We start from the raw sequence: 26,894 nt of genomic DNA, 5'->3' as shown, positions 1-26,894 counted from the left end.
AAGCGGAGATGATTATCTGGGGGAATGAATCACAGTCCGGGCCAGACTGGCTTTGGTTAATGCTGGGACAATGCGATCGCAGGCCATTTTGCCGCCGTGCAAATTCCGGGCGACGGGACCCACTTGTAATGCAGCCCATGGCCCCATCAAAAACAGGTCACATCCTGGCCAGCGCAAATGCTCATCTAGCACCGGCAAGCCGTTAACAATCTGATTGGGATAGCGTGCCAATACTTCTTCCATTAAGGGATGAGTCGTGATATCCGTGGCGGTGCCCGTGGCTAACCAGATTCGATTAATCTGCTGATGTGCCAGACAATCATGAGTGCTAGCCACATTACACTGCACCTGCCAGGTTTCATGTTGCCAAAGGGCACGAGACACCTGGCACTGTTCATACAAGCTGACTAGCCGCCGTAACTGGGTCAGCAATTCGGGGGCGATGGATCCACCATTGCGGGCTGCTTGAATCATTTGCCACCGCACCTGCCAATCGGGTTCGACCTGAAACCCCTTCAGATACTTGGGCCCCAACCATCCTGGTTCTGCATCAAATATTTTTTCATTGAGGTTCCGTCGGGCCATCATCAAGACTTTGGCTCCGCGCTTAATTGCCCCCAAGGCCAAATGGGCGCTGGTCTGACCACTGCCAATAATCAGAACTGTCTCACCGCTCAGATCCGGCAAATCGGGCAGATTAATGTCCTGGCTATGGCACAACCGTCCGGGTGGATGTGGATTCACCTCGGCAGTCCAGTCAGGTATCTGGGCAGCTCCCCCACCCGTTGCCAACACCACTCGCCGCGCTACAACCTGCTCCCCCGTATCGAGCTGAAGTTGAAAGCCACTAGTCAATGGCGCCAGCTGAACCACCTGGGCGGCGGTCACCTGCTTGCGCAACTGCCATCGATCAATGACGGTTTCACAGAAATCCTGAAACAGTTTTGTCCCAGGGCGATTGTAAGGGTAATACAACTCCTCCTGGCGATGGTCCGCAAAGTTGAAAAGGGTTTCCTTTGTATCGGGGTGATGGACACCAGGCGATCGCAAATAAGGAATTTCCTGAGCTGCAAATTGTTGCCGCCACTGGACCATCCAGGTGCCGCTGGGGTCAAAGATCTGGAGGCGATTCCTGAGAGCAGGCTTTTTCTGCAGTAAGTGGGTGACTAGCGTCAGTGCCTGGGGACCTGCCCCAATAATGGCAATATCAATCTGATGGTTCACAAATAATGAGAAGGATGAGGTTTGGTATTGTGATAATGATTATCATTTTATAATATGCGTTCCAAGACTGACCAGCCCATAAAATCTTGATCGGCGATGGAGGATTGGATGTCATCAGCACATCTTCAACAGCACACCTACACCTGGCAATGGCAGAATTACACCCTAAAGGTTGCCACTGAAACCTTCGGCTCCGGTCCCTCTGTATTACTATTGCCAGCCTTGAGTACGGTTTCCACTCGAGCAGAACTGTCAACCTTGGCTCAGGCTTTAGCGCCTTACTTTCAAGTTACGCTTCTAGACTGGCCGGGGTTCGGCGATTCCGACCGTCCTTCACTCCCGTACCAGCCAGATGTCTATCGTCAATTTCTGCGGGCATTTGTTCGGGACACCTTGCCGCAAGAGGTGGCTGTTGTGGCGGCAGGCCATGCTGCTGGGTATGCGCTTGACCTCCAATCTTGGTCGCGCATGGTATTAATTGCACCGACCTGGCGCGGTCCACTGGCGGTGATGGGTGCGCCAGTGGCACTGCGTCGGGGGATTCGCCAGCTCGTGCGCTCACCTGTGATCGGCCCAGCACTATATGGGCTGAATACTCGTCCTGGGTTTTTGAAATGGATGTATCGTCGCCATGTCTTTGTCGATGAAACCCAGTTGACGGATGAATATATTTCCCAACGTTATCAAAATGCTCAGAAACCGGGTGCTCGGTATGCACCGGTAGCCTTTGTTACAGGTGGCTTAGATCCAGTGGATGAGCGAGAAGAATTCTTAGCGGGTTTAGCGCGACAACCTGGGCCAGTAATGGTGATCGTGGCGGAGCAGGCCCCACCTGGCTCTAAAGCTGAAATGGAAGCGATGGCCGAATTACCGAATGTCCAGGCTGCTTACTTACCTGGAAGTCTGGGCATGGCAGAAGAGTTTGGCGATGCAATTGCGCCAGCAATCTTCCCCTTTCTACAGGGAAACACTGCACTAACCTAATGGGTGACCCTAGGAAAACTAAAGTCTAATATAGCTGGATTTACAGCCCTGTTTCGATAGGCGCTCTTTGGCAGATGGCACAACCACAACCCGTGGCATCCTCTATGGAATCGCTTTGGGAGATTGCTGCAGTGGGAAAACTCTGCTCAGCCTCGATCTGATCTTGGAGATTGGTAGTTGCCGAGGCAGGGTGGGGCAACGCTAAAGCTAGCAATAGAGAGCCTGAGCACCCTAATGTAGTCAGAATATTTTTTTGATCGATCATTCTTGAAGCCTGGTGATGAAGGTTTAATCCAGTATAGCCAGTATGTAAACGGCATAACCCTGGTGCGCTTGCTATTCCAAAGAGAGTTGGCAGGCATCCGCTCAGGTTGTAATCAGTATGCCCCAGGGATGGCATGGCTTTTCAGCCTTGGATATCCAAACTAGCGAGTGGTTTAGGAGATCCAGCCCCAAGCGGACTGTTTGAGTAAAGGATGGGCTGCTTGCTTTTGAGCTTCAGGTTCTTGGATCTCATACAAAATCTTGATCACCCGATCTGCATTGGGATTCGTTCCTAAGCGATCGGCAATATTCAGCATTCCCTCGCCCACAATCGTATTGGCTTCATCCACATTGGTGACGCCTTCTAACCGTTGATAAACAGCCGTAAATTCTTCTCGCAGAATGGCTGCATCCGCAGAATCGGGCAACCGCTCGATCATAGTTGCAAGGTCAGCTCGTACCTGAGTGGCACTAACTTGAGGTTGAACCTGCATGACTTTGGCTGCTGGGGAATCAATTAAGGGAACCGCTGTAGCAGGTGGCGCTTCAGGCCCCGGCGATATCAACGTCATAATTGGCATGGCATAGCATCCAACACACATAATCTATCCCCTTAATCCAGTGATAATAAGTGTACTCATGGGTCTTCACTACAGACGGCAGATATATCCCAAAAGTTGCCCCTAGCTTATCAGAAACATCAGGTCATTGCTGTTGCCTCCCTTGCAGAAGCGTAGATGTCAATGTTATGACATACCCTAGTCTGGCAAAGCCTTCTGGCCAAAACCAGTCCGTAGAGATAGGGATGGAGAAACCTATGGCAGGTGAGGATAATTTGAAACAGCCGTTGATGGGGTTAGCCGTTTGGTCCAAATCGCATCCCTTAGATCGAGTGGCGATTGTAGCTATCCTGTTGTTGAGCCTGTTGATTGGAGGAATTATCTGGAGCGGAGACCATACTTTTCCCAAGGTCCGAGGGTTTAGCTGGCAAGATCAGCAGATTGGGGTAGAAGATACGGCTTTTATTCTCTCCTTTAATCGAGCGATGGATTGGCAATCGGTCACTGATAATCTGAAGATTCAGCCCTCCATTCCTGGCAAACTCAGCTGGTCTGGCCGTCGATTAGCCTATACTCTCAACCAGCCTGCTCCTTACGGTCAATCGTTTCAAGTGACCCTCGACCAAGCGACAGATGCGACTCCCGGCTCTGCAGAGGAGTCGGTGAAAATGCAGCCCTTTACGGGACAGTTTCGGAGTCGCGATCGTGCCTTGATGTATCTCGGGATTGATGGCCAAGAAAATGGCCGATTGGTGCTGCATAATCTCACCCAAAACACCCATCAGATCCTAACGCCAGAGACTTTGACCGTGCAGGATTTTAAGGCGGATCTTAAACGCGATCGCATTTTGTTTACCGCTGTCGAACGCGATGAATCGAACCAAGATTTATTTGAGCAAAAGCTATATACCGTCCCTTTATCATCCCCGGCAGCTCAACCGAGCTATCAACTCCTATTGGAAAATCAAGACTATCAACTCCTAGATTTTGAGATCACTCCCAATGGAGAAGTGCTCATCGTTCAGCAGTTTAGCCGCCAAGAAAATGAACCCGTTAGCCTTTGGGAATTAACCGACTCAGAGCCCCCTCGTCAGCTTCAACATAATGCAGATGGTCAATTTTTAATTACGCCAGATGGCCAAACCTTGGTTATTTCTCAGAATCAAGGCGTTGCGATGGTGCCACTCTATGGGGATGCCAACAGCAAACCCGTTGATTTTTGGCCCAAGTTTGACCAAATTTTGAGTTTTGCCAGAGATGGTTCTGCAGCCCTCATGGCCCAAAACAATCCCGACTCTACTCGTTCGCTTTATCTATTGTCCAATCAGGGCCAAGAACAAAAATTACTCACGGTAGGAGGGTATCTCTTGGATGCAGAGATTAATCCCAGTACGCAAACCGTCTATTGTCTATACACGACCTTTAATCAGAGCCAAACGGCCAGCTTTGATCTACACATCACCGCTATTGATTTAGACACGGGCAAAAAACAGCGCTTGATCACTATCCCCAAACAGTCGAGCGGTAGCCTTAGCCTGGCCCCGGATGGTTCGGCATTGCTTTATGAAGAAGTGACGATTACAGATAAACCCAGTCAGAGTGTTGTTCGAGATACTGTGGGCCAAACGGTCAGCGATAGTTCTGTATGGTTATATCCCTTGCCGCTAGAGAACACGGTGTCTTCAAGGGATGGCAAACCGCAGAAACTACTCTCAGGTATTCACCCCCTCTGGTTACCGTAAGTAGAGCAACTTATCTTGAGCAACCTCTAACCCCATCTCTTAGCCCCCTGAGTTGCGGTGGGCGTTCTACAGAATGTACTTGCTGCTGCCCTTTCATAGATGGCTACAAAGTTTCCAAAAATAAACCTGTGTCATTTCCATCAGAATAAAAGCCTACGACTAAGGAGTATTTCCCTTAGCCGTAAGGGATCTGTTGGAGAAAAACGAAAGGCTGATACGGAGAAAAGAGCTGATGATAGGGGGGTAAAATCAGCTCCAGTATGTGGTGAATACTTCCGTATCAGCTTGGATCAATTGGCCTAATTCGCAATATGGGCCGCACCATTCGGTCCGCGCTGAACTACTTGCAGGTTGCCAGAAGATTGAGCAGCGACTGGGCTGGTCTCGGTTTTAGAAATCTGAGGAGCACCATTAGGCCCTTTCTTACTCACCTCTGGCACGGAAGTCGCGGGGGTGTTGGGCTGGACCTGAGCATCTTGAGGAATGCGGTCTATTTTGACTGGGTGGGAAGCGCCATTGGGACCGCGAGTGACGGTAATGGTTTCAGCTAGAGCTGAGGAAGCTACACCAACGCTGAGAACGGTAAAGCTTGTGACGACTGAAAAAGCGACTTGATGAATGCGTGTCATGTTTGTTCTCCAACTTCAATGTCTTCAATGTACGAGGAGTACCTGAAGCTGGAATGATGGCGATCTGGGTGAGTCCCTATAATTTGCTGAATGGTGGATAAAGGAACAATGAGAATTCTGAGAGGACAACAGAAACAGAATCCTCAGCTGACACTGATGTCAGCTAAACAATAGAAAGCCTCTGTATGGTCCTGGTAGAGGCGTTTCTAGTTTTTTAATCATGCTCTAGCGATCTTCTAGACCCGGCATGGGTGGCTCTGCTTCCACAAAAGCCGGAGCATTTGGACTGACTGATTTTGCCTGATTGATTTGGCTAAACCGTTGGACCAGGCTTGTAAAGTAGCGATTATTAAAACTTCGAGGATCTCGACGACTGCCGGAGCGATCGACCCCTTTGTGAGTGGTAACCCGAGATGTAGGAATCTGACTATTCGCCACTAGATAGGCCAGGGATTTGTATTGGGCTTGGGTATAGCCGCTATGACGGTTGCCATTATGCCGGCCATCCGGTGGGGATTCTAGGGAAATGTGATAGGCAAAATTATTGACCGACGCGGAATAGATCTTATGGGTTTTGACACTTTCGGGGCCGTTGGGGCCTCTAAATGTAGAATTGCCTGCACCAAATGCACGATTCTCCCTAGAAACGAGATGCACAATCGTGCCATTGCGAATGACTAAGTCATGGTAGCTCGCTTGCTCGGATTCATTGTAATGGGGCGTCTGAAAGAAGCGGATGGTAGAGGCTCCTGAACTGACCGTTTCGTGGAGGACCACAATAGGCTGATTATTCACGGGCCGCCCATAAATATCCTTGGGGTACCGTTTGCCAAAATTGGTCTTATGGGCGGGCCGCCAGACCGTTACGGGTCGGAAGTTGGCTAACTCCGAGTGAACGGTTTGACTATTAACGGCATTGACATGAAGGGCAAGGATGCAGAAAAAGGCGCCAATAAATAAGACTAGACCTTTAAGGAGAGAGGATTTCGACGTGAACCTACGCATAGTGGGGGTGGGAGAGGAGGAAACGATAATTTTGGCCAGAGTATAGCATTGCTGCTTTTTAGAGTGATTCCATCAGCATATTTTTTTATGATGCTGGGGGTAAAACGACCTTGGGCTTGAGCAGCCCGTCGATGATTTCACCCATCCCTAAAAAATGATCGCAAGTATCATGCACCTGCATCATGCCATTGCCCCGATCTTGAGGAAGTTTTTGCCCCCAGCAAAAACGCTGAGCCTCCAGCAGAGGCAAATGAAGAATCGGTTGTTGTAGGGAAAAAGATGGCTCAAGGGGAGTAAATGTTCCTGCCTGGACCTGATCTTCTAGCGTCTCGAAGGTCAAACTGTCCGGGAGGGCGAAGCCACAACTGAGGGTTCGCGTCAGTTGGGACAAGGTTGCTCCGGTTCCCAGAACTTCACCTAAATCCCTGGCAATAGAGCGAATATAGGTGCCGGGACCACATGCGATCGCAACCTCCAATTCCGCATGTTCACCCACCTGCCAATCCAGTACCTGAATGTCGAACACCTCCACCGTGCGCAGCGGAGCCGTCACATCTTTCCCTTGGCGAGCCAAATCATATAAACGCTGACCCTGCACTTGAATGGCACTGTAGGCCGGTGGCCGTTGTTCAATGGAGCCTAGAAACTTCGGTAATTCTGCCTCAATTGCTTCTGTTGTGAGATGTTCAGCAGCCTGTTGGGACAGAATATCTCCTGCTAAGTCATCGGTTGTGGTGGTGATACCAAAGCGAATCGTTGCTTGATAGGCTTTCTGTTCTGGCAGATAGGGCAGAAGACGGGTTACGGGGCCAAGAGCAATCGGTAAAACCCCTGTTGCTAATGGATCAAGGGTGCCGCCATGACCCACTCGCTTAAGGCCACAGATCCGCCGAACTTTCCCCACACAGTCATGAGAGGTCATGCCGGTGGGCTTATGCAAATTCAAAAAACCGAGCATCAAGAGTCCTGCTTGGCTGGGGCTGCGGGGAAAGTCAGGGTCGGTGTCAGATGCAAGGTTAAAGGTTCACGACTGAGATTGGCAGCATAGCTGGAAGTTAGAAACGGGGCGAACTGTTCCTGACCCTGAACATAGCGGCCAAAGAACGCCGTACTCAGAGCTTTGGTATAGTAGCGGCCTAATGGACTCGGACCATCTCCCGTCCCTAAGGCAGACAAGACATCAGGGGAACTGGCAGATGTATTACCCGTAGAGTAATGGGAGCCATTATTAATCAAGACCAACTGTTTTTCAGGGGTCGTTAACCACTGAAAGGGTTGGATTTGTTCCGGTAGTACCGGTGCGATTGTATCTGCACTTCCGGCCACTATCATCACAGGAACCTGGATCGTTTGATAGCCGGATTTTCCAAATAAACTGCTGCCAATGGGGCTAATGGCCACTACGGATTGAATTCTCGAATCCTTCAAATCCACGGTTTTATCTGCTGTTTGCAGGGCTTGACACTGCAAGGCGAGGGAAATGTTGAGGGATGACTCTAAGCCGGTTTGGCAAGCCTGCTGTAATTGTTTGTAATTAGGCGTAGCTCCCGCTAGGGCGAAACCCGTATATCCCCCATAGGAATGACCTAGAATGCCAACCTGCTCTAAATTGAGGCTGCCTTTGAATCGTGGATCTGGAATGGATGTCTGGGCCAGTTGATCGAGGAGATAGCTGACATCTAAAGGGCGATCAATGAATTCAGTGGGATCGGTGACGTCTTGCGCTCGCCCTTGCAGGAGGTCAACGATTTGCTGACCGTTACTGCCAGAATGTTCCGGCATGACGATGACATACCCATGGGAGGCTAAATGCTGTGCTAGGTAAGCATAGGTGGTGCGGTCGGAGTTAAATCCATGAGAAATCACCAGCACCGGATAGGGGGTGTCTGAAGCTGTGGTTGGAAAATACAGATCAGCAGCAAAGTCACGGGCCGTGCCAGTGTACTTCAAGCGCTTTTCACTATCATCCTTTAAGTTCTCTAAGGTGATGCGCTCCCAATCGTAAAGACCCGACTGAGATAAAGACCAGCCTGCTAGGCTATCGGCTTGAGGATCCGCTTTAGATTGCTGAATCACTGCGTTAACGGTGGCATTAGTGGTTTTGACTGCCGTTTGCACTTGATTGAGTAGTTCAAGGGCCGTATTGACATCTACTTGGACGCCAGCATTGGGGAAATGGCGCAAAACGCTCAGGGCCGTTAATCCTTCAGGATCTTTAGCGGCCAAAATTAAAGCAGAGCGGAGGGCAAAAAAACTGCCTTGTCCAGACTTGGTCCGCACTACCTGTTGGATGCGGTTGAGTAAGGCTTCGCCAACGGGAGTGTATAGAAACTGGGCAACGGCTACTGCGTTGAGGGGGAGACGCTCTTGTAAGCTGGCTCGCAGTTGAGTTTGTTGCTCTGGTTTAAAGTAGCCTAAATAAGGGGCCAACGCTTTGCTCTTACGACCTTCCTTGGCATAGAGTTCCAGATCACGAATGGGAATAGAACGCTCTAAGAATAGAAAGGATAAAAAGATACGCTCAGCCGCTAGCATTGGCCCAGCTTGCAGCAAAGCCACGGACAACGCCACACTCAGCAAGCGGCTATATCGACGGAAATTGAAGTACGGTCGTCTCATCACTGTTTTCCGAACGTTTTGAATATTGGCTCAACCCGATTGACGGGCAACGGTCACCCATCGGTAGGGAATCGCTGCAATGGCAGCATAGCCCTACGTTTGCCAGCCTACTGTGTTTCTCTGGGGAGTTGCCACTCTTTTTTTGGAATTGAGTCTTTTTTCTCAAAAAAGAGCTTCTGGTAAGTTTAATAGAAGATTTTGGAGATTAAGCCATGATATACATCGACTATTCTCATATTGCTACCAAAGACAAGAAAATTCTGATGTCCCTAACCGACTCGTTGTAAAAGTCAGACAAAACTCCACAAATTCTTGGAAAACTTAAACAAAATTGCAGAGATGGGTCTTGCCCGTCAATGCTAGGATCTGTGTCAGCTAGGGGTGCTGTATAACGGCTGAGATCAAACCCTTAGAACCTGAGACCGGCTAGCACCGGCGGAGGGAAGCTGTTCATCCGAGGAACTTAATATGCGTCATCAATGGGTTGCTAACCGTCATGGGCAGAGCAATGTCAGTCAGATGCACTATGCGCGACAGGGCCAAATCACTGAAGAAATGGACCATGTTGCCAAACGTGAGAATCTTCCGGCTGATTTGATTCGGGAAGAAGTGGCTCGGGGACGAATGATCATCCCCGCCAACGTCAATCACGTCAATTTGGAACCGATGGCCATTGGCATTGCCTCCAAATGTAAGGTGAACGCCAATATTGGGGCTTCTCCCAATTCTTCCAATATGGAAGAAGAACTCGACAAGCTGCGTTTAGCGGTCAAGTACGGCGCCGATACCGTGATGGATTTGTCGACGGGGGGCGGTAACTTAGATGAAATTCGCACCGCCATTATCAATGAATCTTCTGTCCCCATTGGCACGGTCCCCATTTATCAAGCCTTAGAAAGCGTCCATGGCAATATTGAGAATCTAACAGCCGATGACTTTCTGAATATCATTGACAAGCATGCCCACCAAGGTGTGGACTACCAAACGATTCATGCAGGCATCTTGATTGAGCATTTGCCCTTGGTGCGCGATCGCATCACCGGTATCGTCTCTCGGGGCGGTGGGATTCTGGCTCGGTGGATGCTCCATCATCACAAGCAAAACCCTCTCTATACCCACTTCGACGACATCATCGAAATCTTCAAAAAGCATGATGTGTCCTTTAGCCTGGGTGATTCCCTACGACCGGGCTGTACCCATGATGCCTCTGATGATGCTCAACTTGCAGAGCTAAAAACCCTAGGCCAGCTCACCCGTCGAGCTTGGGAACATGATGTCCAGGTAATGGTGGAAGGTCCAGGTCATGTGCCCATGGACCAAATTGAATTCAACGTCCGCAAGCAAATGGAGGAATGCTCTGAAGCTCCTTTCTATGTGCTGGGACCGTTGGTGACCGATATTGCACCGGGGTATGACCACATCACGTCTGCGATTGGGGCCGCTATGGCGGGTTGGTATGGCACTGCCATGCTCTGCTATGTGACGCCTAAAGAGCATCTAGGATTGCCGGATGCAGAAGATGTGCGTAATGGCTTGATTGCCTACAAGATTGCAGCCCATGCAGCAGATATTGCTCGCCATCGTCCTGGCGCTCGCGATCGGGATGATCAGCTCTCTGAAGCTCGCTACAACTTTGACTGGAATCGCCAGTTTGACCTGTCCCTCGATCCTGAGCGGGCCCGGGAGTACCATGATGAGACGCTACCCGCCGATATCTACAAAACGGCTGAGTTCTGCTCTATGTGTGGACCGAAGTTCTGTCCTATGCAAACTAAAGTCGATGCCGATGCCTTAACGGAGCTGGAGAAGTTCTTGGCTAAGGATCAGGTCGGCTCTGCGCGTTAGGAGAAAAGGATGTGAACGGTAAAGATTGGCGGCCTTACAGAGTGAAAGGGTGGGGTATCTGTCTTGCACTATTGCTCTGCTGCTGGTCTTTACCAGGGCTGGCTAGTCCGTTAACGGAACGGCTAGCGGCCTTTCCAGAATGGCAAGGGAAACCGGTACTTAAGCCTGCATCTGGGGACTTGGTCTATCCCGACTGGTTTTTAGGCGATTGGCAAGTCACCAGTACCCTAGTGGATCTGGCGGCTCCCCTCGCGCCCAAATTAGTTACCCCTGGTTATGCCGATAACGAGAATTTGGTAGATCAGCCTGTGACCTTTGCGGTGCGTTTTGTAGAAGAACGGACGCCCTTAAAGGCAAAAGTGCTAGCCAATGCTTCTCCGTGGGAATTGTTATCTCGTAAACCTGCGGTCATTGCTGATTTAGCGTTCAATGGTCGGAGTTTAGCCGCTGCTTACCTAGGAGAGGGGGCTGTGCAAACGGTGAAGGTTGATCCTCGCTTTCCCAATCGCCAAACGACGGTGCTCGATCAGGGGCGACAGTTAGTGTCGACCATTAGCGATCGCACCACTGAATTCGATGCTAAGAACGACACCTGGGTTGCTAGCGAACTTTTTCAGCAAGAGTTTCGCAGCAGCTCCCAAATTTATCTCAACCAAGTCGAAAATACGACTTCCTATCGCTACATCAACACGAGTCCGGCCCAAATTGATGCGGATCAAGTCACGGCTATCTACTTATCCCCTCAGGATCCAAACTATTTTCAAGCTTTGAATCAACCGGTTGCTCTCTATCGCTATCATCTAGTGCTGGTAGCCGAGTAATCCAGCCCCATTGTGAGGGTCTAATCGACGCTGATAAAAGAGTGGTGGCGGAGATAGTGAGTGGATCCAGTCATGTTCTGTAAAGCAATGCTAGGATCTAAGCTAATGTAGGGAAATCTATGTCTAGTGCATAGTGCAGTAACGCCGCTCAGGCCGTGAACATGACTGGCTCAATTAAGTCGTAAACTACCGCAATGTGGCCATGACAATTTCTGAAGAAAAAACAACGACAGCGCTGGCAACGTCTTCTTCTGAAGATCAGGCGACAATAGAACAGCCTGTGAATACGGATGCGTTAGTCGCTGCCTCTGCGAATGAAGCAGTCGATTTCGACACTCTGAACAAGATCAGAGATTTGCTGTTCGGTCAGCAGGTGCAAAGACAAGAACAGCGCTTGCAACAGCTAGAAAATCAGCTCAATCGCGAATGCGCAGATATTCGCGAGCAGTTCCATCAGAATCTTCAATCTTTAGAAACGTCTATCCGCCAAGATTTACAGGCTCTAACCCAAACGCTGCAAGACAATCATGATTCCCAAACTGCAGCGGTATCTGACCTTAATAAAAAGTATCAACAAGGGATATCTGCTGTCGAAGCTCAGCTTGAGCAGCTAGGGGAAGATGTAGAGCAGGGACACTCCACAATGATTGCTACCCTAGAAGAAAAACTGACATCCTTAAGCGGCAACTTTGATGATAAGCATGCCGAGCTTAGAGCCTTGTTGGAACGTGAAGTGCAAGCACTCAATTCGGCTGATGATAGTGATCGAGCTAACTTAGCTAATCTCTTTAGCGAGCTAGCGCTGAATATTCGCGCTAACTCCTAGGCTTCAATGCATACCAGTGTTCACTCGTGGCAAAATTTGCATCATTAGCGAGTCACATTGGATTGGGCTATGCGCAATAAAACTTCAAGCCGATTACCATCATGACCTTTACTATGGCAATATCTACAGCGATAGTAGATTGCTTGAGATATTGCCGGATCAAATCATTGCAGCCTGATGTTTCATGAGTGACTTATCTTCTAACGTAAATCGTGGGAACTCTCACCCTAAAGAGATATCCCAGGCTAGTGAGTTGAATGAGCTCAGAAACTTACTGATTGGCCCTGATCTAAAAGATCAGTTTGAGAACACCAAACTCCGCTCGGAAGATGTCAGTCGAGTGTTGCCCCAAGCGATTCAACTGACCCTAGAGACAGGGGACAAAACGGTCTCTAAAGCGGTGGTGCCTACGGTAGAACAGGCGATTAAATCTTCGGTTAATACCGATCAAAATATTTTGTCTGAGGCCCTTTTTCCCATCATGGGTCCGGCGATACGAAAAGCGATCGCAGTGGCCATACAGAATTTAACCGACTCCCTGAACCAGGGGCTCGAACATAGCCTTTCTCCCCAAAGCTTAGGTTGGCGGTTTGAGGCCTGGCGTACAGGCAAATCTTTTGCGGAAGTGCTATTGTTGCGCACCCTGGTCTATCAGGTCGAACAGGTTTTTCTGATTCACAAAAACTCGGGCTTGGTGCTGCAGCATCTGGCAGCACCAACGGCTGCAGCTCAAGATGCAGACTTGGTCTCTGCTATGTTTACGGCGATTCAAGACTTTGTTCGTGACTCTTTTAGTGTGAGTGACGATACCTTAGGCAGTCTGCAGGTAGGAGAGTTAACGATTTGGGTCAATGAAGGTCCCCAAGCTATTATTGCCTGCGTTATTCGGGGAAATCCTCCTGGAAAACTGCGGCAAACGATGGAAAATGCCTTAGAACGAATTCATCTAGTCCAAGAAAGCCAGCTGCACGAGTTTCAAGGAGATAGCAGTGCCTTTGAACCCAGCCAGCCTTATCTAGAAGAATGTTTGCAGTCCCAATATCAAACGAAACAGAAAAAATCGTCTCCCTTGAAGTGGATTGGTGGAGCAGCAGGGATTCTCATTCTGGGATTAGGGGCATGGGGCATGTGGTCTAACCATGAGCGTAATCAAGTACGGAGCTTTGTCGATCAACTGAATCAAGAGTCTGGCATCGTCGTGATGCAAACTGCCAAAAAAGACGGCAAATATGTGATATCCGGCTTGAAAGATCCTCTAGCATCTGAGCCAACCGACCTGATCTCAACCACCGAACTCGATCCAGACAAGATTGATTTTCATTGGGAGCCCTATCTATCCTTCGATACTGCATTTGTGAAATCCAGAGTGAAATCGCTGCTGCAGCCTCCTGAAACAGTTGCCCTAGACGTCGATGCCAATGGCGCTGTTGAAGCGACGGGGACAGCCCCTCAAGCCTGGATAACCCAGGCGAATCAGTTAGCCGTGCGACTGCCTAATGTCACCCGCTTCAATACCCAAGAGGTCATTCCAGTTGAAGCGGGAGTACTGACCAGTATTAAGACCAAAATTGAGGCTCAAACCCTCTTATTTACCCAAAATGCTCAGTTGGTGCCTAAGCAAGATGCCAAATTGAAAATTCTGGTGGCAGAAATTAAAAAATTGACTAAAACAGCAAAAACCATTAACCAAACCGTTGCTGTTTTGGTTGAAGGACATACCGATACCAGTGGGTCTGAATTGATTAATCTTTATGTACGGGAGACCCGTGCTAAAGCCATCATTTCTTTGCTATCCAAGCAGGGAATTGAGAAAAGTCAGTTACAGGCAGTGAGTATTGAGCCTCCTGAAGTCGCAAATTCAGAATCGGCTAAGATCTCTAAATCCAATCGCAAGGTCACGTTTAAAGTTATTTTTGTTAATCCATCGGACGCTGATTAATAGCTTATGCTCCAAAAAAAGATTTGTATGGTCGGTGCGTTTGCGACTGGGAAAACGAGCCTTGTCGCTCGATATGTTCAAGGCATTTATTCTGATAAATATCAAACGACTGTTGGCGTCAAAATCGATAAAAAAAGCGTAACCGTTGCGGATCAAGACTTAAATTTAATCCTATGGGACATTCATGGTGAAGATGAATTCCAAAAAATTAGAATGTCTTACTTGCGAGGATCCGCCGCCTATATTTTGGTGGTGGATGGTACTCGGCGAGATACATTAGGAACAGTCTTCCAATTACAAACCAAAGTGGAAGACACCATTGGCAAAGTGCCATTTATTACGATTTTCAATAAGTATGATCTAAGCCAAGACTGGGAAATCGGAGAGGAAGATCTCGAAGAATTATCCCAGCGGCAATGGACATACTGTTTGGGGAGTGCAAGGACTGGATTGGGGGTAGAAGAGTGCTTTATAAAATTGGCGCAAATGATGATTTAGTTACCCATGTTAAATCTCCCACAACCGATTGTGACATTTCTTTGTTCTACAGTCGTTCGAGATCGCTTTCCAGCTTATCTACAAGTCACTAAAACTGGCAAATTACTGGCTTTTGGTGGTGCTTGCGAGCGGTATGGTTTGGCTCTTTTAGAGCTAAACCAGTCTATTGATGATCAAATTTTCTTTTTGGCAGGCTTATTGCCGTTGCAAGAAGCGGCCATGCATATTCCATTTATGCAGCTAGACGAAGATGTTATTGCTGAAGTGCATCTCTTTGTCGACAACCAGCATGATTGGGTCATCCTATTTGATGCGACTTCTGAAAATGAAGAGCATGTTCTCATTCAACAAAAAGTCAATGACCTTAGTCTATTGAGGCGAAAACATGCTCGCTCTCTAGGCCACTTAATACAGTCAGAGATCGTGGCCGAAAACTTCCTTGATATTCGGCCTGCAGGGGAGCAAAAATCTCTCAGTATTCTAGTTGTGAAATGTTGTAATATTGAGGGTCTTGATGATAATATTGCTGCTTCGAACCCGCTGAAAATATTGGATGCATACTTGTCAGCAATTTCACCCTCCATTCTGGATGAAGGCGGTTTGATTCATCAAAGTATTGGTAATTCTATTGTGGCTGTGTTTGGAGTGTTGCCGTCTACCCGTAGCTCCTCGATGCAGGCGATAGACGCGAGTGTGCGTATCCTCCAATTATTTGAAGATCGTCAACCCCCCATTGGCCCATCGGCCCAATGTGCCCTAGTGGTGACGACAGGGATTGTCACGATCGGCCTGCTGCAAGTCGGATTTGGCAAAACCTTAACGGTGATGGGACAGCCTATGGATGTTGCTGTGAATTTAAATGAAAATTCTGAAAGTAAGACCTTGATCATCGACAAACTGACCTTTGATGGGCTAGATAAAAGGCAGAAGTCTTTTCGACCGGCATCTCTTGCTGGGAATTCTATGACTGACGCCCCTAGCTTATATTCTTATCACCCAATGCAATGACGGCATCGCTTCCTGCAAATGTACTCTCTGCTTTAGATATTTTGATTTTAGAGCGGGTTGATGAGCATTCCTTAACAATTGTAGGAACGGCGCCTTCTTGGTTTACCCAGCTCTATCCTCAAGTTCAACTCACCGTAGATATGGCTTGGATTGAAAAGACCTTGCCTTTTCTAGCTAATTTTCTAGTAGATGCGGTGGAGTTTTGGCATGACAATCAGCCAGGGCAGTATAAGTCGGGCATGTGGTGTGAAGCCGATCGCCAAGATCAGGAGATTCATTTGGAGGCGGCAGCCCTAAATTTGGGATCTCAGAAAATTCTCCTCGTTAAGGCTGCAGAGGGAGAATATATTGAACTCCTATCCTTTATTCAAAAAGCACGGGAAAGCACTTTAGATTTTATTGAAGAGCGCAAACAAACCAGCGAAAGCATTCTCAAAACGACGTTTTATGATGCCTTGACGGGACTGCCGAATCAAACCTATTTTCTGATTCAGTTGGCCCATGCTTTTGAACGATCTAAGCGCAAAAAAAGCTATCATTTTGCGCTCTTAATCGTCAATATTGACCGTTTTCAAAGTATTAATGACAGTTTTGGCCGTTTGGCCGGTGATCAGCTCCTTATTTCCATTGCTTGGCGCCTGAAAAATTGCTTGGGTGAATTTGATGTCTTTGCCCGGTTGAGTGGCGATGAATTCATTATTCTGTTGGATGAAATTGATGCGACGAGCACAGCAATATTGGCTGCCAACCAAATTTCGGCAGAGTTTCAAACCCCTTTTCGGTTGAGTGGGCAAGAGTTATTTATTACGGCCAGTGTCGGGATTGCCTTAACTCTGATGGAGTATGACCGGGCTGAAGATTTACTGCGCGATGCTAATACAGCGGTCAGTTCTGCCAAAGGGCTGGGGCGAGCTAATTATGTGGTGTTTGATCCCACCATGCATGCGCGAGCGGTTCGACTGTTGCAGCTGGAAAATGATCTGAAGCGGGCACTGCGTGAGCAAGAACTGAACTTGTTTTTTCAGCCGATTGTGTGTTTAGCCGATCAAAGAATTATTGGATTTGAGGCCTTAGTCCGATGGATGCATCCCAAGATGGGCATGGTTCCTCCTTTAGAGTTTATTCCGATTGCCGAAGAAACGGGCCTGATTTTTGAGATCGATCAGTGGATGTTAAAAGAGGCCTGTTTCCGCATTCAGCAGTGGCGCAGATTTACCGAAGAACCTCTATCGATTAGTGTCAATTTTTCGGCTAAGCAATTCGATCAGCCGGATTTAGCATCTCAAGTCAGGCAAGTGTTGCTGGAAACTCGTATTTCTCCGCAACAACTCATGATTGAAATTACTGAGAGTGTGCTGTTTAGTCGGGACCAAGCGGCGATCGATACCCTCCATCAGCTTAAAAATATGGGCGTCAGCCTCTGTATTGATGATTTTGGAACAGGCTATGCGTCGCTGCAGTATTTGCAGCGATTGCCGGTGGATACTTTGAAGATTGATCGGTCCTTTATTAAACGGATGGATGTGGATAATCTCGATCTGGTGCGCTCCATTATTGAGTTAGCCCATGACCTGGGGTTAAATGTGACGGCTGAAGGAGTTGAAACCCCTGTACAGCGACGCTTTTTACTGGATATGGGATGCCAAGAAGCTCAGGGGCATTTATTCTCTAAACCGGTCGATGGTCAAGTGGCAGTGGAGCTGCTGCAAGAAAAGATGACTAACGGTCTGAAAGATTGGTGAAAGAGTTGGCAAAGGGGATAGATCTCGCTACTCTCTTAGACAGCGGTTGATCGCCCCTATAACGTTTGAGTGACCTGTTATGAAACCAGTTGATGGGCTCTATCAGCACTCTGCTGCCTTGCCTTACCTCATTCAGCCGGATGGTTTGAAGGTGGTCTTAATTACATCCCGTAAGCGAGGTCGATGGATTATTCCTAAAGGAGAAATTGAACCGGATCTAACGGCCTGGGATTCGGCAGCAAAAGAGGCATGGGAAGAAGCGGGGATTGAAGGTTTGATTGCCACAGAACCGCTCGGCACCTATGCTCATCAAAAATGGGGAAGTACCTGTACTGTGCAGGTGTTTCCTTTGGTGGTGACCCAGCTTCATGGCCGATGGCAAGAAGACCATGAGCGGGAAAGGCGGGTGGTCTCTGTCGCTAAAGCGTATAAATTGGTTGAGATGAAGTCATTGCGGAAGATGTTGGGAAAGTTTGAAAAATGGCTCAATCTATAGCCTTTCACCTTCTTCCACCGAGACAATTTTCCATTGGCCATTGATACGCTCCCAAGAGGTGGTTTCACGGCGGCGGAATACCCCTCGTAGTAAGCCTGGCCAATTGGACCATTTTACCGTTTCGATGTGAGAGACAATGGCTTGATCCGCCGTGGGCATTTGTAAATCAGTAATTTCGTAAGAGAGTTTCCATTTTTGTCTGGCTGGTTTTTTGGAGAAAAACGCTGAAGCTCCAGCAACCCGATCGTTGTAGTTTTGGACCAATCCAGTATGCTGCCTGTAGCGAAAGCGTTCCTTATCGATCGGCATATAGTTAAATAGCCGAGCGGCATCCCGCGTTTCGATTAAAGGGGCCATCGCTGCATAATGCTGATCTAGAAAAGCGCGAAAGGTTTGTTCTGCTCCACTTGCGGAGGCTACAGGGGCTGAAGATGGGGGAGATGAAGCCGCCAGAGGAGTTGGTTTAAGGGCCAGGGGTGTAAGGTCCAGAATCGTATTGATGGGTACGCCTAAGTTCAAGCCTGCCTTGACAGCTACTCCTTGCACGCGTTCACCCTCTGCTAAGCCGTGAATGCCAATCACTTGTCCAGTTTCACTAAGAATAGGGCCACCACTCATGCCCGGTTGGGTGACGTTGTCGTAAATTAGACCGTATCCCCGTTGGTATTGACCCTTGCCAGTGATTGCCCCCTTAGTAATGGTGAAAGTAGGTGAAGTAATGGCTTGGCCGGGTAATGGGAATCCAGCGATGTAAATCGTATCCGTTTCGGTGATGGATTCCGAGTTACCCAGGGTGGCGACCGGATAGTTGCGATCACTATCGAATCGAATCAGGGCTAAATCGACCCCTGATAGGTACAAGATAGCCTGAGTATTAACGGCATGAGATTGGCCATCGGCAGTGATCACATCCGCCTCTTCCCCCGCACCAGTAGACTCTATGACATGCTTAGCCGTGAGTACGTAGTAGCTGCTGCCTTCCTGCTTGATCAAGACCCCTGACCCGGAACTGCTTTGGGGGGAAACCAAGACCGTTACGGCTTTGGCAATATCTCGTACCTGTCGTCCAGTTTGGCCATAGGCCTGGTGCGGCCACAGTAGTGTCAATGCTATGCCACCTGCCATTTGTAACAGGCGGCGACGGGGTAATTTCAGGTGGGTCATCATCAAACGTTATCGAGGGAGGTGAAGAGAGACAGGCTGGGGGGATGGCGTCTGGGGCTTGGATTTAAACTGATGCATCACGGTCATGATTAAGGGAATCGTGAACAGCACAAATAAGCCAATCGCAGCCCATTGGAAAATAGCAGGACGACGACGACCTTTGGTTGGAAATTCGCAACTGAGGCAAATTTCTGCTTCAGTACTATTTAAAGCACCACAAACTTGACAGGGTTCTAAGGCCATGGCGAAACACCCATAGATGTTTTTCTCATCTTAGTCTAGACAGATTTGCGGGTTGAATAGACTGGAACGATGAGATCTCTAGATCAAATCTTGCCTCTAAACAAGCTATGCCTTAAGAAATATGGGCCACGATCTCTTCTTGCTTGTACCTGACTTTAGGGAGAGCGGTATATTTATCTTCAGCATGACGATATCCCACAGGACAGGCTAGGACTGTGCGGTATTCAGTCTCAGTAAGGCCTAGGGCTTCATCATATTTGGCAGGAATAATGCCTTCCATGGGGCAAGTATCAATACCCAGTACTGCGGCGCTGGTCATTAATTGGCCTAAAGCAATATAGACTTGCCGGGTTGCCCAATTATCCGCATCGAAGTCAGGGTTATTGGGATTGGCTAAAAAGTTTTTGATGACGTTGGCAAATCCTGTTAAGGTTTCCGCCTCAACTTGGCGAACTTCCGCTGTTCTGTGGATGTAGCGATCCACATCGTCTGCATTGGCTGATTTTTTAATGGCGAGCACAACTAGGTGGGACGCATCAACCACTTGAGTCTGGCCAAAAGAATATTCCACTAGCTGCTGGCGGATTTGCGGGTTGTGGACCACAAAAAATTTCCAGGGTTGTAGTCCAAATGAAGAAGGGGTGAGGACCAAACTTTGCTCGAGGGCATCCCAAGTGGCTGCGGGTATTTGTTGGGCTGGGTCAAATTGTTTGGTGGCGTAGCGCCATTTCAGTTGGTGAAGGAGCTGTTCTGGGGTAAGGATGGAATCACTCATAAAAAAATAGGTTAGAGATGGGTAGACGCCAAGAGCATTACATAGTTGTACGCTGTGAAAAGTTTGCTCATCATTCAGAGCGCGCTGAGAGCCTTTACAGGCGAGAAATATCTAGGCTATGTTTGAATGTATCTCATGTCAACACTCCTTCTATACAGGGCGTTATGGCGCCTGACAGGCACAAGCTGTATCGTGATTTTTACGCTGGACAGGTTGCATTCGCTAACCCTCATCAGTCGATATTTTAGATCTAGGATGCGTCAGCTGATGAAACCTGTCCAGGATGCTGCTTCAGGCGGGTATTGATGTTGCCTTAGTAGGCATCAATCCATAGGACAATCCACTGATTACCCCATTACCCAATTGACCAGGGTTCGCACGGCAAAACCCGTAGCACCCACATTGAGATAGCCATTTTCTTTCTCAGTCCAGACTGGGCCTGCTACATCTAAGTGCGCCCAAGGGGTGTTCTCAATATATTGTTTGAGGAATAGAGCCGCTGTAATTGAGCCACCGGGACGAGGACCCGTGTTTTTCATATCGGCGATGGGAGATTTTAGTCCCTCAAAGTACTTTTCCTCTAGGGGCATTCGCCAAAACTTCTCTCCTGCCTGGTCAGATGCTTGGGTCAGCTCTTCTGCCAAGCTGTCTTCTGGGGTCCACATGCCGGCAATGTCATGGCCTAAGGCGACGATACAGGCTCCGGTCAAGGTGGCCAAGTCAACGATGGCATCGACGCCTTGTTTTTCGGCAAAGACCAAGGCATCGGCTAGGGTGAGCCGTCCTTCAGCATCTGTATTGTTGATCTCGATGGTTTTGCCATTGGATGCCGTCAAAATATCGCCGGGACGGAGGGCATGACCACTAATCATGTTTTCGGCAGCTGCGACGATGAAATGAACTTCAACATCGGGTTTTAGTTGGCCAATCGCTTTGGCAGCTCCCAACGTAGCACCAGAACCCGCCATATCCATTTTCATAGTTTCAATGCCGCTGCCCCCGACCTTGAGATTGAGGCCGCCGGAGTCAAAGGTGACGCCTTTACCCACAATTGCCAGCTTGCGGCGAGGGGTACCACTGGGCTTGTAGGTCAGGTGGATGAATTTGGGCGGCAAGTCAGAAGCGAGAGAAACACCCAGAAAAGCTCCCATGCCCTGAGCTTCGCATTCTTCTCGTTCTAAAACCTCTAGGGTCAGGCCGTGGTCGGCGGCGATTTGGGCTGCGGTTTCTGCTAAAGCACTGGGGGTGACGACATTGGCTGGGGCTGCCACGAGTTCACGGGTCAGCAGGACCCCTGTACAAATCTGCTGGGCTGTCTCAATGGCGGCAGCTTGATTGGCCAAACCTAACAGGTTGATGTCGTGAGGGTATTCCCCAGACTTTTGGGCTTCTGGATCAGACTTAAAGCGAATATCTTGATGCAACGCAAGTTCAATGCCTTCTGCCGTGGCTTGGGTCGAGGCTGCAGCATCGTCGTTCCAAAGGGGTAACTGCAAGCCTGCAGAGGCCGCTTTTTGCTTTTGGGCTGCTTTGGCAAAGGTGGCGGCGGCTTGGCGAAGACTATCTAATGTGAACGTTTCTTGGGAGCCAAGGCCAATGAGCATGACTTTGCGGATAGAGCCTTTTCCTGCAATTCGGGTCCAGGGCTGTTCCCCAGCCTTGCCTTGAAATTCAGTTTCACTCACTAGATCTTGTAGGACGTCCCTGAGGGGTTGGTTTAGCTGAGTTAAATAAGCCTCTATTGTTGTGGAATCTTCAAAAAAACCAATGCCTAAATAATCGCCTGACCAGTCTGCAGCTACTGTATCAATTGCCTGAATCTTCATCCTCAACCCATATCCTTCAACGCTGAATGTTCAAACCGTAAGTGGTTGACTTTGCGAGATTTTCCTCCCAAAAGCCAAGCCGTAGTTCTGATCATAGCAATCAGTTCCGTCGAGAACACATGTCTGTCTGGCTAGATAGATAAGCAGCTCGGAAGGATGTTGCATCACCCGTCTGAATTGATTGGAGTTTTGGGTTCCCCCAAGCCTGACTGGGCTGAGAAGACTGCCCTAAGATTTTTTGAGGGCAGTCATTTTAGGGAATTCTCCTGGCAGACTTCTAGTCGCCGAGATACAGGCCATTGCTATAGATCGCTTTAAGAATGGGAAGGAGCGACGAGGGATGCAGCAGGTCGTTCCACAGCATTTTCTTCAGAATCTGCAGGTAAAGCGCTAGCGGGGATAAGCTGAACGGCACAGGCCTTCAGCTCTGGTTCTAGAGAGATGGGACAGGCTTCAGGATGGGTTAAGGCATTCACCTCAGCATGTTTGGCCCATAAAGCTCCCCAATGCATGGGAATGAAGACGGTGCCAGGGGCAATGGCTTTGGTAATTTTGGTGGGAACGCGAGCAAAGCCACGACGCGATCGCACTTCCAATACTTCCCCCTCCTGAATGCCAATACGGGCGGCATCCCGAGGATGGATCTCAACGAAGGGATTGGGATACATCCCCGCCACCTTCTCAATCCGTCCCGTGCGGCTTTGGGTATGCCAATGACCGTAGAGGCGGCCCGTCGTTAGTACAAAAGGATAATCAGGGTCGGGGGGTTCAGCCAATCCTTTGGCATGAAAGGATGAGAACCGGGCCCGGCCATCTTCTGTGGGAAATCGATGATTGGTATAGAGTCGTTTGCCGGTTGCGGTGGCATCGATGGTATCGCCTAGGGCACAGGCGGGAAAGGGCCATTGAATGGGGCCATTTTTCAGGAGATCATGGCTGAGGCCGCTCATATCGCAGATGCGATCGCGGGTTAGTTTCACAAACTCGGTATACACCTCTGCAGAATTGGCAAAGGCAAACTCCCGCTCAAACCCTAAGCGACGTCCGACTTCAGCAAAAATGTCCCAATCAGCTCGGGCTTCTCCTACGGGCTCTCGAAAAGTAGGACAATAGGTGACTACGCGTTCGGAATTCGTCATGATGCCCGTTTTCTCGCTCCACTGGGCTGCCGGTAGCAACACATGGGCATAATCGGCCATTTCTGTGGGATAGTAAGCATCCTGACAGATCGTAAACCGAGATTTCAATAACGCCGCTTTGGTGCGTTTAATATCTGGCATACTAACAGCGGGATTGGTTGCAGCTACCCAGAAAAAACCGACGCTTTGGTTTTCTAGACCTAGAATCATATCCCAAGCTGTTAAACCGGGCTGAGGAGAAATACTACCTTCTGGTAGTTGCCAGGCTTTTTCTACATCCTGACGATGCTGAGGATTCTTGACGACCCGGTACCCGGGCAGAATATGAGATAATCCACCGGCTTCACGGCCTCCCATGGCATTCGGCTGCCCGGTTAAAGAAAAAGGGCCTGAACCAGGTTTACCGATGGTGCCCGTCATCAAATGCAAATTAATGATGGTGCGGCACTTGGCCGTTCCTTCCGTTGATTGATTGACTCCCATGGACCACAGGGATAGTACCCGCTGGGATTCGCTCCAGTATTGGGCTGCTTTTTCGAGTTCATCAACACGAATGCCACAGTCTCGGGCAACTAATTCCGGTGGATATTGACTGATAACACTAGCAAAACTGGCGAAACCAGAAGTACATTCATCAATAAATAGGGAGTCAAACTTCCCCCAACGCATCAGCAAGTGGGCAATGCCGTTGAGCAAATTAATATCTGTGCCAGGCTTAATGGCCAGATGCAGATCGGCTTTCTCTGCTGTTTTGGTACGTCTAGGGTCAACCACAATCATTTTGACGTGGCGGTTTTTCTTGTGATGCTTGAGCAACCGATTAAAAACGATAGGATGACATTCTGCTGTATTAGTCCCGATTAAAAAAGCACAGTCCGTCAGCTCCAAGTCGTCATAGCAAGGAGGTGGGCCATCAGAGCCAAAACTTTGGATATACCCTGCCACTGCAGAAGACATGCAAAGACGAGAATTGGCATCAAAATTATTAGTGCCTAGACAACCTTTCAATAACTTTTGAGCGATGTAATAATCTTCAGTTTGAAACTGCCCGGAGCCGTACATGCAGATGGCGTCTGGACCTTGGTTGGTATGAACGGTTTTCAGTTCACTCACCACCCGCTCTAAAGCTTCGTCCCATGTGACCTGCCGAAACGGTTGGTCTAGAGAATCCCGCATCATCGGGTAGCGCAGCCGATCTTTATCTAATGCGCCGGCAACCGTTGCTCCTTTGACACAAACTTGGCCCTTGCTGGAAGGGTGGGCTTGATCGCCTCGCACTCGCCAGATGGGGGTTCCCGCGCTATCTCGATTGACAGGCTTACCTGGCAAAGCCGGAGGCAGTACTTCTAATCCACAGCCGACACCACAGTAAGGACATAAAGTTTTGACAGGTTCAGTCATAACTGTTTTGTATTAATCAAGGATCAGAGAAAAAAATCGAAATAGCAATCCAACATCATTATCATCAACATTTCAGGCAAAAATTGTAAGATTAGCTACGGTTCCTGATCTGAGTAATGCGTTCTCAACATTGTTTGTATGCACTTTAATCATGCCCCTGTAAATGCACTAATTTTGCAATAAAGCCCATGTGATCGGTCTTCAAGCCTGGAGACCGTGTTGTGGAGTTAGAAAAACTATCCCAAAGATTAGAGCAGGTAAAAAAATTAGGGAACGAAAATTTTTCGTTCCCTAGGTCATCAACTTCTATCTATTCTGAGGAGGCGTTTAGAACTTAAATGTCGTCCGAATAACACCGACTAAGATGTCACTGTTGGCGGAGTTACCTTCAGGATTAATGAGATAAATCACGCCAGGCGTAATGGTGATGAAGTCATTAACAGGGAAGGAATATAAAGCTTCCAAATGGAAGGTTTGATCGGGGTTCTCCCTAGCAGCGACATCATTATTAATTACTGTTGGCGGTACTCCAACAATTAAGCCACCGGTGGCTCCTTCCATCCCGAGATCAGGAAAGGCAAAGTTAATGGCAGCATTGATAATGTCTGCTTTATTGGTGGTATTGTCTTCGCGGGCAATCGTATAGCCAAACCAACCGCCGACAGCGACCCAATCTGCTAATTTGAGGGTTCCTTCAAAGCCGAAGGAATCACCAGTAATATTATTAGCACCGCCAAAAGGATTATTGGAAAAGACGGTTCCTGTGCCAAACCTCATTAAGCCATCAGGGGCTTCATTACGGACATAGGTTAAGCCAACCTGAGATCCTTCTGTGGGTTTAATGCTGAGTTGAGCTAAAGCGCTATAGGTCCCACCAAATAACCCACCTTCATTTTCGCCATTGGCCAAGGCCGTGGTTGTTGCTTGGTTAGCACGACCCGCTAAGTAGCCTAAGTCAAGGCGAAAATCATTTTCCTTGTTGAACATGTAAGAGGTGCCGACGCCCGCAACATTGGGAATAGCAACCGTACCAATTCGATAGATGGGGTTGCGCTCACCAAAGAATGAGAGGGCACCTTTACCGCCACCAAATCCTTCAAAGTAAGGGTTGACGGTGGTGGCGTAGTAATGGTGGAAGGCCGCATTGGCAAAGACCGTAACATTGAGTTTGTCACCAATGGGGAATTTGTAGTCTAAGCGATCGAGGATAACGCTGTTGTTGGTGTTGCCGGTGTCAAAGGCAACCCGAGTTTGCAGAGTCCCTGTATTGTCAATAATTCCAGGGATAGCACCGTCGCTAAAGTTGACAGGACGATTAGAAGTTTGTAGTCGGGTATATAACCGATCTTTACCGGTAAAGCTGGTGATGAAATTTAAACGGGTTCTCTGGTTTAGAGAGACTCGCCCACTAATATCAGCACCAGTAGTGGCGTTATCGCCAGCAACACCACTGAAAGCAAAAATAGCTTCCCCGTTTAATTTAGTGGTGGTAGAGAATTGTTGGGATTCTACGGTTGCGACTCTCGCTTCTAAACCATCGACGCGGCCTCTAAGGGTAGCGAGTTCAGCGGCAAATTCATCTTGCAACGCTTTGAGGGCATCCAAATCTTCTTTCGTGGCAAACCGATTGCTCAAGTTATCTAAGCAAGCATTGACCAACGCCGCAGCTTCACGTCGCGACATGGCTCGACTGGGACGAAATGTACCGTTGGGGTAACCAGCCACACATCCATAGCGTTCCACCAAAGACTGAATGGCTTGGAAAGCCCAGTCATCAGGCTGTACATCAGACAGTTGGGAGACAGACGTTACCTGACCAAGAGAGGCGTCAGAGGCATGCAAACTCGGATCCGAAGGAAAATACGGATCGTTTTGATTGCCAGCGATGTCTGCAATAGAAGTAGGGGGACTGGCTAGAGTGGGTGTTTCCACTGCTTGCGCGAGTTCCAGGGCCTCATCTACAGACGGTAGTGCTGTAGGGATGACCTCCTCACTGGGAGTGATGTCCAATTGTTTAGCCGTAACATCAAGATTAGATGTCTCGGGTGCTGCTTGGGCAGGAATGCAATTGACCATTGCAATTCCTAAAACGCTGGTATTAAAAAGTAGCCGATACCAGGACAAACGTTTTGACATGTTGTTTC

Annotated in this window: 23 protein-coding genes and 1 riboswitch; of the genes, 10 read left to right on the top strand and 13 right to left on the bottom strand. The window is 48.7% G+C overall.

The features are described from left to right. Positions 1 to 12: 12 nt before the first annotated feature. The gene (locus HRE53_RS12415; protein ID WP_235110781.1) at positions 13 to 1,224 is read right to left on the bottom strand and encodes an FAD/NAD(P)-binding protein; all 1,212 of its coding nucleotides are present in this window, start codon (positions 1,222 to 1,224) and stop codon (positions 13 to 15) included. A gap of 108 nt (positions 1,225 to 1,332) precedes the next feature. Here HRE53_RS12415 and HRE53_RS12410 point away from each other — a divergent pair, with 108 nt between their 5' ends. Then, a complete protein-coding gene (locus HRE53_RS12410) occupies positions 1,333 to 2,208 on the top strand; it encodes an alpha/beta fold hydrolase (protein WP_235110779.1) in 876 nt (291 codons plus the stop codon). A 40-nt stretch (positions 2,209 to 2,248) separates the two neighbouring features. Here HRE53_RS12410 and HRE53_RS12405 read toward each other — a convergent pair whose 3' ends face one another. Next, positions 2,249 to 2,473: a hypothetical protein gene (locus tag HRE53_RS12405; RefSeq protein WP_235110778.1), complete on the bottom strand. Its 225-nt coding sequence runs from the start codon at positions 2,471 to 2,473 to the stop codon at positions 2,249 to 2,251. 172 nt (positions 2,474 to 2,645) lie between these two features. After that, positions 2,646 to 3,053: a hypothetical protein gene (locus HRE53_RS12400; RefSeq protein ID WP_235110776.1), complete on the bottom strand. Its 408-nt coding sequence runs from the start codon at positions 3,051 to 3,053 to the stop codon at positions 2,646 to 2,648. 167 nt (positions 3,054 to 3,220) lie between these two features. On the opposite strand from HRE53_RS12400, the gene HRE53_RS12395 reads away from it, so the two are divergent. Further along, entirely contained in the window at positions 3,221 to 4,774 is a 1,554-nt protein-coding gene (locus HRE53_RS12395) for an Ig-like domain-containing protein (protein WP_235110774.1), read from the top strand. Between the two features lie 299 nt (positions 4,775 to 5,073). Here HRE53_RS12395 and HRE53_RS12390 read toward each other — a convergent pair whose 3' ends face one another. The 4 genes from HRE53_RS12390 to HRE53_RS12375 form a co-directional block, all read right to left on the bottom strand. Then, positions 5,074 to 5,403 (bottom strand): hypothetical protein, encoded by a 330-nt coding sequence (locus HRE53_RS12390; RefSeq protein ID WP_235110773.1) that lies wholly within the window; start codon positions 5,401 to 5,403, stop codon positions 5,074 to 5,076. A 225-nt stretch (positions 5,404 to 5,628) separates the two neighbouring features. After that, on the bottom strand, positions 5,629 to 6,408 hold the full coding sequence (locus HRE53_RS12385; protein ID WP_235110771.1) for a peptidoglycan recognition family protein: 780 nt from the start codon (positions 6,406 to 6,408) through the stop codon (positions 5,629 to 5,631). Positions 6,409 to 6,493: 85 nt separating this feature from the next. Continuing rightward, the gene (truB, locus tag HRE53_RS12380) at positions 6,494 to 7,366 is read right to left on the bottom strand and encodes a tRNA pseudouridine(55) synthase TruB (protein ID WP_235110769.1); all 873 of its coding nucleotides are present in this window, start codon (positions 7,364 to 7,366) and stop codon (positions 6,494 to 6,496) included. After that, on the bottom strand, positions 7,366 to 9,027 hold the full coding sequence (locus HRE53_RS12375) for an alpha/beta hydrolase (protein ID WP_235110767.1): 1,662 nt from the start codon (positions 9,025 to 9,027) through the stop codon (positions 7,366 to 7,368). Before HRE53_RS12375 ends, truB begins: the two co-directional genes overlap by 1 nt. Positions 9,028 to 9,394: 367 nt before the next feature. Continuing rightward, a riboswitch (TPP riboswitch) is annotated at positions 9,395 to 9,488 on the top strand. 7 nt (positions 9,489 to 9,495) lie between these two features. Between HRE53_RS12375 and thiC the strand changes: the two genes are divergently transcribed. From thiC to HRE53_RS12335, 8 genes are all read left to right on the top strand, one after another. Then, positions 9,496 to 10,872 carry a phosphomethylpyrimidine synthase ThiC gene (gene thiC, locus HRE53_RS12370; RefSeq protein ID WP_235110765.1) on the top strand — a complete coding sequence of 459 codons (1,377 nt, stop codon included), beginning with the start codon at positions 9,496 to 9,498 and terminating at the stop codon, positions 10,870 to 10,872. Positions 10,873 to 10,883: 11 nt separating this feature from the next. Then, positions 10,884 to 11,693: a DUF6816 family protein gene (locus HRE53_RS12365; protein WP_212663697.1), complete on the top strand. Its 810-nt coding sequence runs from the start codon at positions 10,884 to 10,886 to the stop codon at positions 11,691 to 11,693. A 202-nt stretch (positions 11,694 to 11,895) separates the two neighbouring features. Continuing rightward, entirely contained in the window at positions 11,896 to 12,519 is a 624-nt protein-coding gene (locus HRE53_RS12360) for a hypothetical protein (RefSeq protein WP_212663696.1), read from the top strand. Between the two features lie 253 nt (positions 12,520 to 12,772). After that, on the top strand, positions 12,773 to 14,458 hold the full coding sequence (locus tag HRE53_RS12355) for an OmpA family protein (RefSeq protein ID WP_235110763.1): 1,686 nt from the start codon (positions 12,773 to 12,775) through the stop codon (positions 14,456 to 14,458). A gap of 6 nt (positions 14,459 to 14,464) precedes the next feature. Next, positions 14,465 to 14,956 carry a Rab family GTPase gene (locus HRE53_RS12350; RefSeq protein ID WP_212663694.1) on the top strand — a complete coding sequence of 164 codons (492 nt, stop codon included), beginning with the start codon at positions 14,465 to 14,467 and terminating at the stop codon, positions 14,954 to 14,956. Positions 14,957 to 14,962: 6 nt separating this feature from the next. Then, the gene (locus HRE53_RS12345) at positions 14,963 to 15,964 is read left to right on the top strand and encodes a hypothetical protein (RefSeq protein ID WP_212663693.1); all 1,002 of its coding nucleotides are present in this window, start codon (positions 14,963 to 14,965) and stop codon (positions 15,962 to 15,964) included. Further along, on the top strand, positions 15,961 to 17,706 hold the full coding sequence (locus HRE53_RS12340) for a bifunctional diguanylate cyclase/phosphodiesterase (RefSeq protein ID WP_212663692.1): 1,746 nt from the start codon (positions 15,961 to 15,963) through the stop codon (positions 17,704 to 17,706). Before HRE53_RS12345 ends, HRE53_RS12340 begins: the two co-directional genes overlap by 4 nt. A 79-nt stretch (positions 17,707 to 17,785) precedes the next feature. Continuing rightward, positions 17,786 to 18,202, top strand: coding sequence for an NUDIX hydrolase (locus HRE53_RS12335; protein ID WP_212663691.1), 417 nt, complete (start codon positions 17,786 to 17,788; stop codon positions 18,200 to 18,202). Here HRE53_RS12335 and HRE53_RS12330 read toward each other — a convergent pair. The 6 genes from HRE53_RS12330 to HRE53_RS12305 form a co-directional block, all read right to left on the bottom strand. Beyond that, positions 18,197 to 19,369: a trypsin-like peptidase domain-containing protein gene (locus HRE53_RS12330; protein ID WP_235110762.1), complete on the bottom strand. Its 1,173-nt coding sequence runs from the start codon at positions 19,367 to 19,369 to the stop codon at positions 18,197 to 18,199. The genes HRE53_RS12335 and HRE53_RS12330 overlap by 6 nt on opposite strands. Positions 19,370 to 19,375: 6 nt before the next feature. Beyond that, positions 19,376 to 19,609, bottom strand: a complete 234-nt coding sequence (locus tag HRE53_RS12325) for a hypothetical protein (protein ID WP_212663689.1) — start codon at positions 19,607 to 19,609, stop codon at positions 19,376 to 19,378. A 112-nt stretch (positions 19,610 to 19,721) separates the two neighbouring features. Next, entirely contained in the window at positions 19,722 to 20,384 is a 663-nt protein-coding gene (locus tag HRE53_RS12320) for an NAD(P)H-dependent oxidoreductase (RefSeq protein ID WP_235110761.1), read from the bottom strand. 347 nt (positions 20,385 to 20,731) lie between these two features. Continuing rightward, positions 20,732 to 22,210, bottom strand: coding sequence for a leucyl aminopeptidase (locus HRE53_RS12315; protein ID WP_235110760.1), 1,479 nt, complete (start codon positions 22,208 to 22,210; stop codon positions 20,732 to 20,734). 314 nt (positions 22,211 to 22,524) lie between these two features. Next, on the bottom strand, positions 22,525 to 24,750 hold the full coding sequence (locus tag HRE53_RS12310; protein ID WP_235110759.1) for a molybdopterin oxidoreductase family protein: 2,226 nt from the start codon (positions 24,748 to 24,750) through the stop codon (positions 22,525 to 22,527). 327 nt (positions 24,751 to 25,077) lie between these two features. Next, positions 25,078 to 26,886: an iron uptake porin gene (locus HRE53_RS12305; protein ID WP_235110758.1), complete on the bottom strand. Its 1,809-nt coding sequence runs from the start codon at positions 26,884 to 26,886 to the stop codon at positions 25,078 to 25,080. Positions 26,887 to 26,894 lie beyond the last annotated feature (8 nt).

The organism is Acaryochloris sp. 'Moss Beach', from assembly GCF_021497025.1.
GTDB lineage: Bacteria > Cyanobacteriota > Cyanobacteriia > Thermosynechococcales > Thermosynechococcaceae > Acaryochloris > Acaryochloris marina_A.
The sequence above is the reverse complement of the archived record's forward strand: the minus strand, read 5'-3'. Positions and strand labels throughout refer to the sequence as shown.

Excerpts from the sequence above, each read along its gene's own strand:
- HRE53_RS12410 (WP_235110779.1), top strand. The coding sequence starts at position 1,333 with ATGTCATCAGCACATCTTCAACAGCACACCTACACCTGGCAATGGCAG.
- HRE53_RS12405 (WP_235110778.1), bottom strand. The coding sequence starts at position 2,473 with ATGATCGATCAAAAAAATATTCTGACTACATTAGGGTGCTCAGGCTCT.
- HRE53_RS12400 (WP_235110776.1), bottom strand. The coding sequence starts at position 3,053 with ATGCCAATTATGACGTTGATATCGCCGGGGCCTGAAGCGCCACCTGCT.
- HRE53_RS12395 (WP_235110774.1), top strand. The coding sequence starts at position 3,221 with ATGACATACCCTAGTCTGGCAAAGCCTTCTGGCCAAAACCAGTCCGTA.
- HRE53_RS12390 (WP_235110773.1), bottom strand. The coding sequence starts at position 5,403 with ATGACACGCATTCATCAAGTCGCTTTTTCAGTCGTCACAAGCTTTACC.
- HRE53_RS12385 (WP_235110771.1), bottom strand. The coding sequence starts at position 6,408 with ATGCGTAGGTTCACGTCGAAATCCTCTCTCCTTAAAGGTCTAGTCTTA.
- truB (WP_235110769.1), bottom strand. The coding sequence starts at position 7,366 with ATGCTCGGTTTTTTGAATTTGCATAAGCCCACCGGCATGACCTCTCAT.
- HRE53_RS12375 (WP_235110767.1), bottom strand. The coding sequence starts at position 9,027 with ATGAGACGACCGTACTTCAATTTCCGTCGATATAGCCGCTTGCTGAGT.
- thiC (WP_235110765.1), top strand. The coding sequence starts at position 9,496 with ATGCGTCATCAATGGGTTGCTAACCGTCATGGGCAGAGCAATGTCAGT.
- HRE53_RS12360 (WP_212663696.1), top strand. The coding sequence starts at position 11,896 with ATGACAATTTCTGAAGAAAAAACAACGACAGCGCTGGCAACGTCTTCT.
- HRE53_RS12350 (WP_212663694.1), top strand. The coding sequence starts at position 14,465 with ATGCTCCAAAAAAAGATTTGTATGGTCGGTGCGTTTGCGACTGGGAAA.
- HRE53_RS12345 (WP_212663693.1), top strand. The coding sequence starts at position 14,963 with ATGTTAAATCTCCCACAACCGATTGTGACATTTCTTTGTTCTACAGTC.
- HRE53_RS12340 (WP_212663692.1), top strand. The coding sequence starts at position 15,961 with ATGACGGCATCGCTTCCTGCAAATGTACTCTCTGCTTTAGATATTTTG.
- HRE53_RS12335 (WP_212663691.1), top strand. The coding sequence starts at position 17,786 with ATGAAACCAGTTGATGGGCTCTATCAGCACTCTGCTGCCTTGCCTTAC.
- HRE53_RS12330 (WP_235110762.1), bottom strand. The coding sequence starts at position 19,369 with ATGATGACCCACCTGAAATTACCCCGTCGCCGCCTGTTACAAATGGCA.
- HRE53_RS12325 (WP_212663689.1), bottom strand. The coding sequence starts at position 19,609 with ATGGCCTTAGAACCCTGTCAAGTTTGTGGTGCTTTAAATAGTACTGAA.
- HRE53_RS12320 (WP_235110761.1), bottom strand. The coding sequence starts at position 20,384 with ATGAGTGATTCCATCCTTACCCCAGAACAGCTCCTTCACCAACTGAAA.
- HRE53_RS12315 (WP_235110760.1), bottom strand. The coding sequence starts at position 22,210 with ATGAAGATTCAGGCAATTGATACAGTAGCTGCAGACTGGTCAGGCGAT.
- HRE53_RS12310 (WP_235110759.1), bottom strand. The coding sequence starts at position 24,750 with ATGACTGAACCTGTCAAAACTTTATGTCCTTACTGTGGTGTCGGCTGT.
- HRE53_RS12305 (WP_235110758.1), bottom strand. The coding sequence starts at position 26,886 with ATGTCAAAACGTTTGTCCTGGTATCGGCTACTTTTTAATACCAGCGTT.